Annotated in this window: 11 protein-coding genes; 8 read left to right on the plus strand and 3 right to left on the minus strand. The window is 54.7% G+C overall.

The window, feature by feature from the left end; genetic code table 11:
• The first annotated feature begins 867 nt into the window (after window positions 1-867).
• A complete protein-coding gene (locus HEQ34_RS13345; RefSeq protein ID WP_296201304.1) occupies window positions 868-1,701 on the plus strand; it encodes a universal stress protein in 834 nt (277 codons plus the stop codon).
• 230 nt (window positions 1,702-1,931) lie between these two features.
• The gene (locus tag HEQ34_RS13350; RefSeq protein ID WP_296201305.1) at window positions 1,932-2,759 is read left to right on the plus strand and encodes a universal stress protein; all 828 of its coding nucleotides are present in this window, start codon (window positions 1,932-1,934) and stop codon (window positions 2,757-2,759) included.
• A gap of 8 nt (window positions 2,760-2,767) precedes the next feature.
• Here the strand turns inward: HEQ34_RS13350 and HEQ34_RS13355 are convergent, their stop codons facing one another.
• Window positions 2,768-3,184 carry a CBS domain-containing protein gene (locus tag HEQ34_RS13355; protein WP_296201306.1) on the minus strand — a complete coding sequence of 139 codons (417 nt, stop codon included), beginning with the start codon at window positions 3,182-3,184 and terminating at the stop codon, window positions 2,768-2,770.
• Window positions 3,185-3,417: 233 nt separating this feature from the next.
• Here HEQ34_RS13355 and HEQ34_RS13360 point away from each other — a divergent pair, with 233 nt between their 5' ends.
• The 4 genes from HEQ34_RS13360 (at window position 3,418) to HEQ34_RS13375 (ending at window position 8,022) form a co-directional block, all read left to right on the plus strand.
• On the plus strand, window positions 3,418-4,242 hold the full coding sequence (locus tag HEQ34_RS13360) for a universal stress protein (protein WP_296201308.1): 825 nt from the start codon (window positions 3,418-3,420) through the stop codon (window positions 4,240-4,242).
• Window positions 4,243-4,359: 117 nt separating this feature from the next.
• Window positions 4,360-5,922 (plus strand): MBL fold metallo-hydrolase, encoded by a 1,563-nt coding sequence (locus HEQ34_RS13365; RefSeq protein WP_296201310.1) that lies wholly within the window; start codon window positions 4,360-4,362, stop codon window positions 5,920-5,922.
• A 317-nt stretch (window positions 5,923-6,239) separates the two neighbouring features.
• Entirely contained in the window at window positions 6,240-7,376 is a 1,137-nt protein-coding gene (locus tag HEQ34_RS13370; RefSeq protein ID WP_296201312.1) for a PAS domain-containing sensor histidine kinase, read from the plus strand.
• Window positions 7,369-8,022 (plus strand): response regulator, encoded by a 654-nt coding sequence (locus HEQ34_RS13375; protein WP_296201313.1) that lies wholly within the window; start codon window positions 7,369-7,371, stop codon window positions 8,020-8,022. The genes HEQ34_RS13370 and HEQ34_RS13375 overlap by 8 nt, the downstream gene beginning before the upstream one ends.
• Before the next feature lie 340 nt (window positions 8,023-8,362).
• Here the strand turns inward: HEQ34_RS13375 and HEQ34_RS13380 are convergent, their stop codons facing one another.
• Window positions 8,363-9,313 carry a 1-phosphofructokinase family hexose kinase gene (locus HEQ34_RS13380; RefSeq protein WP_296201315.1) on the minus strand — a complete coding sequence of 317 codons (951 nt, stop codon included), beginning with the start codon at window positions 9,311-9,313 and terminating at the stop codon, window positions 8,363-8,365.
• A 98-nt stretch (window positions 9,314-9,411) separates the two neighbouring features.
• Between HEQ34_RS13380 and HEQ34_RS13385 the strand changes: the two genes are divergently transcribed.
• Window positions 9,412-10,413: a 2-hydroxyacid dehydrogenase gene (locus HEQ34_RS13385; RefSeq protein ID WP_296201317.1), complete on the plus strand. Its 1,002-nt coding sequence runs from the start codon at window positions 9,412-9,414 to the stop codon at window positions 10,411-10,413.
• Between the two features lie 3 nt (window positions 10,414-10,416).
• On the plus strand, window positions 10,417-11,892 hold the full coding sequence (locus HEQ34_RS13390; RefSeq protein ID WP_296201320.1) for an L-lactate permease: 1,476 nt from the start codon (window positions 10,417-10,419) through the stop codon (window positions 11,890-11,892).
• Here HEQ34_RS13390 and ppsA read toward each other — a convergent pair.
• Window positions 11,884-13,251, minus strand: a 1,368-nt coding sequence (gene ppsA / locus HEQ34_RS13395) for a phosphoenolpyruvate synthase (protein WP_296201322.1), incomplete at its 5' end; no start/stop codon positions are given. The genes HEQ34_RS13390 and ppsA overlap by 9 nt on opposite strands.

A 13,251-nucleotide genomic window follows, 5' to 3' on the forward strand; every position in this document is an offset into this window, starting at 1 on the left:
CCGGATCGGGTCCGGGGCAACGCAACGCTAAGCGGCTATGCCGCTAAGCTTTTGCGTTGGTTGCGGGAGTAGGATTTCACGGCTTCGCCGTGGTCTCCGCAATGGCGTTGCCATTGCTCCGGCTGAACAAGCTCCCAATCCAGCCCTCACCAAAACCAACAAAAAAGGCCCCGCTAGGGGGCCTGAACAATAACTTTAGTGTTGGCGCTGCATGGGCCCCGGATCGGGTCCGGGGCAACGCAACGCTAAGCGGCTATGCCGCTAAGCTTTTGCGTTGGTTGCGGGAGTAGGATTTGAACCTACGACCTTCAGGTTATGAGTTGGAACGATGAATATATAATATCTTGATATAATGTGATAATATGTGCTTTTGTTATTTCATGTGTTAGATATTGTGTTAACAAAAATTCCTTATTTACGCTTTTCGGCCTATTTTGTGTTAGCGCGCTAACACAAAAACAATCGAATTGCGGAGAATGGCAGGTTTTGGCGGGTTCACCGGAATTTGAGCGTAAACCAAAGTTCGATCGCCACAAAGGTCCATTTCCGTTTGAATGCCCCGAGATAACGGCTTTGAAACCGCAGCTTGCACCGTCGACCAACGTTTACATGCCACTGCTAACAGCAACACTCAGAAGTCGCGCAAGTGCAGAAATAGCAGTCCGGCCTTTCCATTGAGGAATGGGCGGTGCGGCAGCTTTAGAAATCGAAGACCGAGTTATCGCGGGACACCCTTGCATATCATGAAAGCTCTGATTCTTGCCCGTAAAACGATCTCGGTAGAATCCTGAGCTTATCCCTACGGCACTCTACGTATCGCCCCCGCAGCATCAAAATTGCAGACTGAACCGAAGATGGGCTTGATCAATGAGGTTCACGGCAATGCTGAATTCGATATTGTTGGTTTCAACGGTAACCACTTTCCACGTGACAAAAGGTGCCGCTGCCTACGCGCTGAGCTTGGCCGAGCATTTTGGCGCAAATATCAGCGCACTTATCCTTGACCTGCCTGGCGCCGTTGCGATGACAGATGACGGTCCGCAAAACGTCGAGACAACCGATATCTCGATGGCCTTTAAGCATGCGACCGACGACATTCGCGGCGAAGCAGATCGGCGAGGTCTCAGTCTTTTCAGTATAGACAGTTGGTCGCGTGCACTTGGCGTCCTCGCAGCCGTTACCGATCTGGCCCGACTACACGATGCCGTCATCATGGGCTGCGATCCCACAGGCATGTTGAGCGAACAAGGTATTGCCGAGCATGTCATGTTTGAAGCTGGTCGGCCTTTGTTCCTTATCCCTGCCGACCATCGAGAGCCTTTTGCGGCAAAGAGAGTCGCGCTGGCATGGGACAATTCGCCATCTTCTGCCCGCGCGCTCGGTGCCGCGATGCCGCTGCTCTTGGACGCAGAAACAGTTACGCTGATCCAGATCGGTGGCGAAAAGGACATTGCCTCTACCCTGATCGACCTAGATATCGCGGAATATCTGCAACGCAGGCGGCTGAACGCCGAGATCATACACCGCGTTCGAGGCAAGAGCAGCGTTGGCGATGCTCTGCTCGCAGTCGCCTTGGAACATTCCGCAGACTTGCTGGTCATGGGCGGATATGGACACTCGCGCCTGCGTGAGTTCCTCCTTGGCGGGGTTACCCGGCGAATGTTCGACGGCGCTCCAATGCCGTTGATGCTGGTGCACTGATGGGATGTCCGCGATGATGCAAACCAAAAATGTCAGCGCGGGTATGCTCAGCTTTTGAGGATGCCGATCGCCTTGCTGCTGCCGCTTGGGGTAGCGCATTCAGTGCTGGGGCAGCCTGTCAATGCGCAGCGTTCAGTCCCGGTGCTCACTATATCCGGCGCGACAGGCCCGGCGTCGGCGTCCTATGTCTCGCAAGAGTCAGCCCATACGCCATGAAAGGACGTGTCAAAATGACTTCGCAAATCAAGCCAGTTTTGGTGGCGACTGACCTCAGTCCCCGCTCCGACCGTGCGGTTGATCGGGCCACCTTCCTCGCCAAACGATGGAACGTTCCTCTGATCGTGCTTCACGCAATCGAGCCGGATTCAAAAATAGCGGGCAATCCTGTTGACGACGAAGAGATTATCCGCGGCATCCTGCCTGATCCTAACGCCGACGTGATAATCGTTCCGGCAATCGGATCGGCACCGACGGTGATTGTCGAAGCGGCCAAATCTGCGAATTGCAGCTTGATTGTAACCGGAGTCGCGCGGTTTAATCACATCCGGGACTATTTCATCGGAACGGCGGTCGACTATGTCGTGCGCCATTCGACTGTCCCTGTGCTGGTGGTCAAGCAGCGGCCGCACCTTCCCTATACCTCGATCCTTGTCGCCATCGATTGTTCAAGCTGCGCTCGGCAGGCATTGCTGACCGCCGCGAACTTGTTCCCCGATGCCGCAATTCATGTCGTGCATGCTTATCATGTTCCTTACGAGGGCTGGTTACGTTCCGACGGGGTAAAGCAAGAATGTGCCGAATGGGCCCAAGCGGACCTCGATAATTTTATGCAGGACGTAACTATACCCCAGGACCTGCGTGATCGTTTGACGACACATTTGGGCTATGGAGAAACACCAAGCGTTCTTTGGAAAACTGCAGCCGATGTCAACGCAGACCTAGTCGTCTTGGGCACGCATGGGCGCAGCGGTTTCAGTCAAGCCGTGATTGGCAGCACCGCGGACGCACTTTTGCAATCAATGTCATGTGACACATTGATGGTGCGTGAAATCAGCTGAATCGTTGACTAATCTGTCACCATTCTCAAAAAATCTGATCGGCTTATCATACCGATGATCTTCCTGCCTCGTTCCACCGGCACGTGACGCATTCCATGAACTGTCATGAGTGACAAAGCGGCTTTTACATCGGCGTCCGCGTCGATGCTGATCGCAATGTTACTGATTAGTTCATAAACATAGTGGTTTTCGATGAATTCGGCGCGTTGACTGCCTGCCGTCATCAGCAACTGATCGATTTTGGCTGCACCGTCAATCAGCCTGAAAAAATCACTTTCACTAATAACACCGATCAATTGGTCATCCGCGCCCACCACGGGAATAGAACCGATCTTGAAATCAGCCATGATTTGAATCGCCTGGCCCAAAGAGGCTTCGGGCGTTATCGTGGCCGCCCCCATCGTCATGATTTCGCTGACTTTCACCGCCTTAATCTCCTTATTGAGTCTTATCACAAGTGACTAATTGCGGACTTAGGCTATTTCCGGCGATACGTATTGTTCCTGCCGCTGTGCGCTCCATTGGCTGAGAAGCGCCATAGCATCCGGGCGGGCTATCTTGATTGCCGCGATTGCATTGCATCTTATCCGTATTGTCCCTGATATAGCCGCTGGTCGGCAAGGCTTATGTCCCGATTTCGGCTAGCGGGAGATAAAACATGAAATCGGTGCTTCTGCATATCAATGACGACGACGGGCTAGAGGCACGAATGCAGGTTGCGCTCGATATTGTCCGTGCGACTGGCGGGCATCTAACTTGCCTGCATGTGACACCCATCCAGACTTTTGTCGGTGCCGATGGTTTCGGCGCTGCTTATGCTGCGGGTGAATTAATAGCGGCGCTGGAGAGGAAAGAGATGCTCGCGCGTGGGCAGATAGAAACGCAACTTGCTGCTGAGGGCGTATCATGGAGCATCTTGCAGGAAACGGCTGACCCTGCTGTGTCATTGCTAAACCATTCGGGGCTAAGCGACATCATCGTACTTAGCAGTCCACGAAAGGCTAAGGGTCAAGGTGCAACGTTTGGCGTCATCGGCGATGTTGTCATAAAGTCACGAACGCCGGTTTTGGCGGTTCCGGATTCATCGCGCAGCTTCGACATTAATGGAACAGCCGTCGTCGCTTGGAACGGCAGCATTGAAAGCGCAAATGCAATCCGGCTCGCAGTGCCGATGCTCACCCTGGCCAGCGAAATACATATCGTCACCGTAGAAGAAGAAAAGGAAGATGCCAATTACTTGCCATCCACCGCAGCTTCGGAATATCTGTCTCGTCACGGGCTGACGTCAACGCTGCATGCGATACCGTTGCAATCAGCATCTGGATCGTCAGCAGAAGTTTTAGTGGGCAAGACGGTCAAGCTGGGTGCCGATTATCTGGTGATGGGAGCTTATGGGCATAGCAGGATAGCTCAGTATTTCTTCGGAGGTGTTACCCGCTTCATGTTGCGGGATGCTCCTTTTCCCCTGCTGATTGCCCACTGAGGACTTCGCTGCGTTGACCGAATTGCGCCAAAAACTACAACCTTGGTGCCCCTGTCATGGCCGACTTGCCAATCAGCGTAAGTTATTTTGCATAATTGCATTGACGGCGAGGAGCATATGCAAAGGGTCTGCTTGAATTTTCATGGATCTGCGGGAACTGTTACAGGCTCCTGTTTCGAGGTTATCGGCCAATCAAAACGGATCTTAATCGATTGTGGGATGTTCCAGGGGACTCGCTCACTTGAACATCTGAATTATGAACCATTGCCGTTCGATCCCAAGGCAATCGACGCGGTGATCCTGACGCACGCACATCTCGATCATAGCGGTCGGTTACCTTATCTCGTTGCAAGCGGCTGCGATGCATCCATCTGGTGCACCGCGCCAACAGCCGACATCGTCGAACCGCTGTTGCTTGATTCGGCGAAGCTGCAAGCTGCGGACGTCGCACGCCGCAATCGCAGACCTGATCGGGCACGACAACCAAAATTCAAACCGCTCTATGATGAGCAAGACGTCGACAATTGCATCGCACGGTTGCGTGTCGCTGATTATTGCGAATGGACAGATCTGGGCGATGGCTGCGGTTTCAGGTTTTGGGATGCACGACATATTGTAGGTTCAGCATCTGTCGAGTTGTTGATCGACGGGCAGCGCCTGCTCTTCTCCGGCGATATTGGCAATGGGCGTATCATACCTTGTCCAAGGGCCGAGAGCGGTGGATTTGACCATATCATCTGTGAGGCCACCTATGGCGATCGCAACCGCGACCCAGTGCTGATCAGCGACCGCCGTGAGTATCTGGCCGCTCATGTCGATGCGACACTCGCGCGCGGCGGAAACTTGCTAATTCCCGCGTTTGCAGTTGAACGGACACAGGTTGTGCTCGAAGATTTCATGGCGCTTTTCGCCAGCAAAAGACTGAAACCGATCTATGTGTTTGTCGACTCGCCCTTGGCCGATAAGGTCACCCGCGCAACGTTACGTCATCGTTTTCTGGGGGCGGACCCGTTCGACTTTCCCAACATCCGTTTTGTCCATGACGTGACGGAGTCCAAGCGGCTGAATTCGGCGAAGGGTGCGGTCATAATTGCAGGATCGGGCATGTGTGCTGGCGGTCGTATTCGTCACCATCTGGTGCAAAACCTGCCCCTTCCCCAATCACGCGTCTTGCTTGTCGGTTATCAGGCTAACGGCACACTCGGCGCGGTTTTGCGTGCTGGCGCGCAACATGTTCGCATATCAGGATATAATGTGCCGGTCGCCGCGCAGATATTCTCAACCGACAGCTATTCTACCCATGCCGACCAAGCGGCTTTGCTCGAGTGGCTCGACGCACGGTCACCGATTACAGGCACGTTGTTTACGGTGCATGGTGAACGATTAGCATTAGAGGAATTGAAGACCAAGGCAGGATCGCTTGCGGGTATACCTAACATCGTGACACCGGCGATTGGTGAGCAGTGGCGGTTAGCACCATCCGCGCCCGCCCGGCGCAGTATCAAAGCCAAGCCGGAAACACTCGCATCACTCGAACCCAAAGACTGGACGGGGCAGTTGGCCGCGTTCAAGGCTGGGCTCGATGACCGTATCGCGCAATTGCCCAATGCTAAGTCTCGCGAAAAAGCTCTGCTTGCTATCAGCCAACAACTCGAAAGGGCTGAACGACTCTTCGCATGACGGGTCGAGCGGCGCGACCTGACAACAGCTTTCTAACTATTACGAAATGTGGGGCCGCACACGGGGTCTTTGGGGGAGGTGCGTGCGGCCCCTCTTTGGCCCAGCATCGCAAGGGCCAACCGGTTACGGCAGTGAATTATGCCATCTGCTCCGGTTTTCCTGTATTTCCGATTTACATCTTGAAGTATGGGGTACTTGGCAATCCGGCAAAATCCGGTCTGTTACCTATGTGCTTCTACGTATTTGTCCGCATTGCCCGATAATACCGAATACCCGATTTGCAAACAGTCAGGAAGCTGCTCGAAGGAACAACCGATTTGCCATTCTCAGGCACCAAATTAAGCGCGAATGCATCGCTTATCCAGGCAATTTTTGCAACGGTCCCGGACGCAATGATCGTCATCAACAATCACGGGATTGTACAGAGCTTCAGCGCGACAGCCGAGCGGCTTTTTGGCTATTCCCGTGACGAAGTAATCAATCATAATGTCAATATGCTGATGCCATCGCCCCATCAAGAACGGCATGACGGCTATCTTGCCCGATATCTGCAGACCGGTGAAAAAAGGATCATAGGGACAGGCCGAGTTGTCGAGGGTCGCCGCAAATGCGGGGCACAGTTTCCAATCGAACTGCATATCGGTGAAGCTGAGGCGGAAGGATTCCACGTCTTTACAGCCTTCGTCCGCGACCTGTCCGAACGTCATGCCGCTCAAGCGCGCGAGCAGGAAATGCAGGCAGAGCTGGCGCATGCCTCTCGGGTCAGCGCAATAGGGGTTATGGCATCGGCTTTGGCACACGAAATCAATCAGCCTCTCACTGCGATTGCGAACTATATGGCAGCAAGCCGCGACATACTGTCGAGCCTCCCCGACGAACTGGGCGGAACGATGCTGGAGGCGCTCGATGAATCGGCTAAGGAGGCGGTGCGAGCTGGACAAATTGTCCGCAGATTGAGAGACTTCGTTTCGAAAGGAGAAACACATCGGGAAATTGTAAAAGTTGGCAAGCTGATAAGCGATGCAACGACACTAGGTCTTGTCGGTGCACGCGAAAAAGGCATCAGCTGGACGGTCGACATCGACCACGTCGACGTTGTGACCGTCGACCGCGTGCAGATCCAGCAGGTTCTCATCAACCTGATGCGCAACGCCATCGAATCAATGGAGAAATCCGAGCGCAAGCATCTGAGCATTGTCGCACGCAACCTGCCCGACGGCATGTGTTCTATTGCGGTGTCCGACACCGGATCGGGCATAGATCCTGAAGTCACCAAGCAGCTGTTTCTGCCATTCATAACAACCAAGCCAGAAGGCATGGGGCTGGGGCTGTCGATTTGCACAACGATCATAGAGGCACACGGGGGGAAGCTAAGCGTTGAACCTAACCCGGAAGGTGGCACGACATTCAAATTCACTTTGAACAGGTCCACTGCGGAGATCAAAAATGCCTGACGGCAAACTGGTCCATATTGTCGACGATGACGACGCGGTCCGCCGGTCGGTTGCCTTCATGCTGAAACACGAAGGCTATCGCGTCTGCAACCATGTGTCCGGGGTCGAGTTTTTAAAAGCTGCCAAACAAGCCGAGCAGGGTGCAGTGCTGCTAGATATACGCATGCCCGAGATGGATGGGCTGGAGGTGCAGCGAGAGATGACTGTTCGCGGGATTGATATGCCAGTTGTTATACTCACCGGGCATGGTGACATCGCCATTGCGGTGAAGACGATGCGTGCTGGCGCAGTAAACTTTGTCGAAAAGCCTTATGGAAAGTCCGAACTCATGCTCGCTCTCGACGAAGCCTTTGCGCGGTTAGATGTCAAACGCGCTGTTGCCATGCAAGCAGCGGAAGCACGCACACGACTTGCCGGCCTCACAGGACGGGAACGCGATGTGCTGAATGGGCTGGTTCAGGGTTATCCCAACAAGACAATTGCCTTCGACTTGGGGATTTCGCCGAGAACGGTAGAGATTTACCGTGCAAATTTAATGGAAAAGCTGAGGGTGCGCAGCTTGTCGGAGGCCTTACGCATCGCTTTTGTCGCTGAGGAAGATGTAAACGAAACTGTGGTCGAAGGCGCACACAATCCGCCCACATAGTGAATTTCTTGATTATAGCTCCCGTCCAATCTGAAAACGGATTCCCGAACCAAATAACGGCTGGCACCTTCTCCAAATTTCTTGGCAGCCAATGCACGATGCACGGCTGGCATGGCGGAACAGAATATGTTCGCGCTGAAATCGGGAGGCTCCGGCCTAAGCGAAGCCAAGCGGGTGCCGCCCGAATTCCCTCTGAGAATTCATACAGATTGGCAGTTGCGGCTAACCATCCAGAATGACCAAGCCTTGCTGCTTTCGACCATCGGCGTCGGCGGGGTGCGACAATATTCTATGGGAGCAGCTATACTCGACGATGCGGTCGCTTTTACCTTTATCGCGATCAGGATTTTTCTGGAATCAATGCAGGTTCGCCGACTTGCGCGAAAAGTCGGTGCACGGCATCGTTCGAGCAAAGCTGCGTGCCAGGCGACATCACCGCAGCCGTGCCGGCAGCAAGGCCAAAACGGAATGCTTCAGTCACGGGCTTGTCATGCGACAGGGAAAATACCATCGCGCCGAGAAATGAATCCCCCGCGCCAACCGAGCTTCGCACCTCGACGGGCAACGCGGGCAAACGATAGGTTCCTACAGACGTCACCAATATGGCCCCGTCATGCGCCAATGTGACCGCGACATTCTGTACAGCGCCAGAGGCAACCAGATCACGCGCAGCGGCCACGATTTCCGGTTCGCTGTCCAGCGATTTTCCGACCAAAGTGCACAATTCACCCCGGCTTGGTTTAATCAACAGGATGTTCGCGTCTCCCAAAGCATGCTTCAATCCGCGTCCGGAACTGTCGAGCATGAACTTGATACCTCGTTTCGCCGCAATTGCCGCCGCGCGCCGATAAAAATCCTCTGGAGCACCATTGGGCAGCGAACCACTGGCGACAAGAATGTCGCATTGCATCGCCTCCACTTCAGCCAGGCAATCCTGCCACTCACTTTCTGAAAGATTCGGGCCGCGCGGAACGATGCGATATTCAGCGCCTGTCTCGCTCTCGCGAACCGTTGCGCTCAACCGCGTTGCCCCATTTATGGGGATGAGATGCTTCGGCAATCCTTCAACGTCGAGCAACCCACCTAGCGCAGCCCCGGTGGGCCCCCCTGCCGCATAATAGGCGCGCACCATCCCACCCAGCTCTGCCACTACCCTCGCTACATTAATGCCGCCGCCACCCGGATCGTAACGCTCTTCATGCGAGCGCATCTTGTGCGTAGGATGCATTTTATCGACTTGATAAGCGGCATCGATTGCGGGGTTGAGCGTAAGGGTGGCGATGATCTGCATTTAATATCCTCTGTCCATTGCACTAAACCACAACTCGGCAGTGTCTTTCGGTAAAGATACGTATGTAAACCGAACTGGCAGACAGGCAGAGTGCGCCCATGAAAATCGCCATATTCAGCACACGGCCATATGATCGGCAGTTTCTCGATACGGCCAATACTGCCGCCGGACTACCCCATGAACTTTCCTATTACGAATATCGCCTCGACAGTCAGTCAGCAGCGGCAATCAGAGACGTCGAAGCCGTGTGCATTTTCGTCAATGACAACCTTGATGCTGAAGCGCTAAAGCTTCTGCAATCGGTTGGTGTACGCCTGATCGCGCTGCGTTGTGCAGGCTTTAACAACGTGGACTTGAGGGCTGCCAAGACGCTCGGCATTGCGGTCGGTCGGGTTCCTGCGTACTCACCGCATGCGGTTGCGGAACATACCGCCGCGCTGATCCTGTCTCTCAACCGACACATCCACCGGGCTTATAATCGGGTGCGCGAAGGCAATTTCGCTCTCGATGGCCTGCTCGGCTTCGACCTTGCGGGGAAAACAATTGGCATCGTCGGCACAGGCAAGATCGGGGTTATAGTGGCGCGAATCATGGCCGGGTTCGGATGCCGGATTTTGGCAAGCGATCCCATTCCTAGCGCTGTGTTCGCGGGTGACTATGTCGCACTGCCGGACTTGCTTGAGCAATCGGACATTGTGACGCTGCACTGCCCGCTTACGCCTCGGACACGGCATTTGGTCGACGATGATGCCATCGCAAAGATGAAACCGGGGGTGATGCTGATCAACACCAGCCGCGGTGCAGTAATCGACACCAAAGCCGTGATCAGGGGCCTCAAAAGCGGCAAGATTGGTCATCTTGGCCTTGATGTCTATGAGGAGGAAAGCGACCTTTTCTTCGAGAATCTTTCCGGGCAGATCATTCATGATGATGTGTTTGCGCGGCTTTTGACCTTCCCGAATGTGCTGATCACTGGGCATCAGGCGTTCTTCACCCATGAAGCACTGACTGCCATTGCCAACACCACGATTGCGAATGCAACCCGGTTCGAGTGTGACGGAAAGGTCGTATACCCCGTATCAGTCGAAATGCTGGCATGAGGCATGCCCGAGCTGCTGGCGCTGCTGCCGATATTGATACTGACGTTGTGCATGGTGGGCCTCGGCTGGTCAGCAGCTTCCGCAGGCATGGCTGGCGCGGCAATGGCAATTCTGGTCGCAGTTGCAACCTTTGACTATGCGACCGACTTAATCGCGCTGGCCGGCCCGCTACTCGAAGCGGGGTTTACGGCCGCCACCATCCTGTGGATCATCTTTCCTGCACTGGCGCTGCATGAATTGCAGACAAGTACAGGCGCAGCGGAACGGATGTCCTTGTCTTTGGCATCAATTACCAATGAGCCAATTGCGCGCTTGCTGATCCTTGCTTGGTTTCTGGCGCTGCTGATGGAAGGCGCAGCTGGGTTTGGCACGCCCGTTGCGCTTATTGCGCCAATGCTGGTTGGGATTGGCTATCCGCCCGCGAAGGCGTTGCTGCTCGCGCTTGTCGGACATGCAGCAGGAGTTTCCTTTGGCGCCGTCGGCACGCCTGTCATGGCCCTTCTTGAACTTTCGCCTCAGGATCCACACCAGTTATCGTTCGCAATCATGGTCCTGCACCTCGCCCTCGGATGGACGCTGGTACAAGTATTGTCACATATCAGCGGGTGTCGGCTCTCGAAGAAGAATAGTCTCATCCCTCCGCTTGCGGCTGTGTGTTTTCTTTTGCCCGCGACGTTGCTTGCGTGGCTGACCGGCCCTGAATTGCCGACGCTAGGTGGTGCAATGCTGGGGGGTGCGATCTTTGTTGGCATTGCCAAATGGCTTTGGCGTGCTGAAGATGCCGATACCGGCCGAACCCAGGACGGTCTGATGCGGGCTCTCTTGCCCTATATTCTGATATTGGTGGCGATGTTGGCGACCCGTATCGTACCTACGCTTGCTGTCTCGCTTCAGTCCTTCGTGCTGGAATGGGAGATTGCCGGTCGTTTCGGCGGTCTTGCAAAACCACTATATCATCCGGGTACCATGCTGATGCTCGCGCTGGCTGGTGTGGCTTTGGTGCAAAAAGACAGTCGCGCACATATGTTACCTGCCTTGGGCAAGGCAGCTCGCCGCCTGCCGTCGGTCGCTTTGGCACTTGTCTCAGTGCTGTTTTTGTCGGGAATCATGGTGCATAGTGGCATGATAGCAACGCTTGCCGCCAGTTCTGCTGCGATATTCGGAGGCATCTGGCCGATAGCGGTGCCATTTATTGGCGCGCTGGGTTCATTCATTACCGGCTCGGCAACATCATCCAACATTTTGTTCGGCAACTTCCAGCTGACAGCGGCAGAAACAGTTGGGTTGGCACCGTTGCTGGCATTGGCGGGACAGGGTTTTGGAGCGGGCATTGGCAACATCATCGCCCCGCACAATATCGTTGCCGGAGCGGCGACGGTTGGACTGATGGGCCGCGAAGGCGCTGTACTCAAATCCACGCTGCCCATTTGCCTTGGCTACACGGCCGCTGGCGGGCTGTTACTGCTGGCTTTAGCCTGATGTTGCTGCTTCGGCATCAGCTATCACGGAAGAGGTCTTTACGAAACTGTCAGGATTGAGCGAAATGGAATCGATACCCTCACGGACCAGAAATTCCGCAAAGTCCCCATAATTGCTGGGCGCCTGCCCACAGATACCTATTTTGATCCCCGCCGCATGCGCCTTGCGGATGGCCTCGGCAATAGCCAGCGTCACCGCTTCATCGCGTTCATCAAACAGGGCAGCAAGCAATTCTGAATCGCGGTCAACGCCCAGAAGCAGTTGCGTCAGATCATTGGAACCGATTGAGAATCCGTCGAAGCGAGTTGCGAATTTTTCGGCGAGCAAAACATTGGAAGGTATCTCGCACATCATATATACTTGAAGCCCGTCTACGCTACGGGAGAGGCCATTTTCGGCCATAACGTCCAACACCCGGTCAGCTTCCGCCAGTGTGCGGCAAAAGGGCACCATGACGATGATGTTGGCAAAGCCCAACTCTTCCCGTGCCTTTAGGACGGCACGGCACTCAAGGGCAAAACCCTCTTTATACCGTTCATTATAATAGCGGGACGCACCGCGAAAGCCGAGCATCGGGTTTTCCTCTTTGGGTTCGAAAGCGCTGCCGCCAACCAGATGCGCATATTCATTTGTCTTGAAATCGCTCAAGCGGACAATCGATGGGTGCGGGTGGAAAGGTGCTGACAGCCGAGCAATGCCGCGCGCCAGTACATCGACGAAATAGTCGGCAGGATCGGAATAACCGCGCACAAGCTGACGGATGCGGCGACTGTCGGTGGCTGACACACACTCAGGGTGCAACAACGCCATCGGATGCACCTTGATCAGATTGTTGATGATGAATTCCATCCGAGCCAGACCGACGCCCTTTGCGGGCAGTCGCCACCATTGGAATACTGCTGCTGGATCAGCGATGTTCAACATTAATTCGGTGCGCGTTTCAGGGATTGCGGACAGGTCGATATCCTCGAACCCGAAGTCGAGCAGCCCGGAATAGACCAAGCCTTTGTCGCCACTTGCGCAAGACAAAGTGATCTCTTGATAATCGCTCAACTTTACCGTCGCATCATGTGTTCCGACAATGGCCGGAACGCCCAGCTCGCGACTGACGATGGCGGCATGGCTGGTGCTACCACCGCGATCCGTGATGATGCCGGCTGCCCGCTTCATGATCGGCACCCAGTCGGGATCGGTATTTCCCGTGACGAGGATGGCTCCATCGGGAAAACAAGCGATGTCCGCTGCGCTTTCAATGACACAGACTTTGCCGCTGGCCACCGCGCTACCGATCGCGACGCCGGAAACGATGGGCTGCTCATTTGTCTCCAGCACATAGTGGCGAAAATTATTGCCAATTTT

It is taken from the genome of Sphingorhabdus sp. (assembly GCF_023910635.1).
GTDB lineage: Bacteria > Pseudomonadota > Alphaproteobacteria > Sphingomonadales > Sphingomonadaceae > Sphingorhabdus_B.

Excerpts from the sequence above, each read along its gene's own strand:
- HEQ34_RS13345 (WP_296201304.1), top strand. The coding sequence starts at position 868 with ATGAGGTTCACGGCAATGCTGAATTCGATATTGTTGGTTTCAACGGTA.
- HEQ34_RS13350 (WP_296201305.1), top strand. The coding sequence starts at position 1,932 with ATGACTTCGCAAATCAAGCCAGTTTTGGTGGCGACTGACCTCAGTCCC.
- HEQ34_RS13360 (WP_296201308.1), top strand. The coding sequence starts at position 3,418 with ATGAAATCGGTGCTTCTGCATATCAATGACGACGACGGGCTAGAGGCA.
- HEQ34_RS13365 (WP_296201310.1), top strand. The coding sequence starts at position 4,360 with ATGCAAAGGGTCTGCTTGAATTTTCATGGATCTGCGGGAACTGTTACA.
- HEQ34_RS13375 (WP_296201313.1), top strand. The coding sequence starts at position 7,369 with ATGCCTGACGGCAAACTGGTCCATATTGTCGACGATGACGACGCGGTC.
- HEQ34_RS13380 (WP_296201315.1), bottom strand. The coding sequence starts at position 9,313 with ATGCAGATCATCGCCACCCTTACGCTCAACCCCGCAATCGATGCCGCT.
- HEQ34_RS13385 (WP_296201317.1), top strand. The coding sequence starts at position 9,412 with ATGAAAATCGCCATATTCAGCACACGGCCATATGATCGGCAGTTTCTC.
- HEQ34_RS13390 (WP_296201320.1), top strand. The coding sequence starts at position 10,417 with ATGCCCGAGCTGCTGGCGCTGCTGCCGATATTGATACTGACGTTGTGC.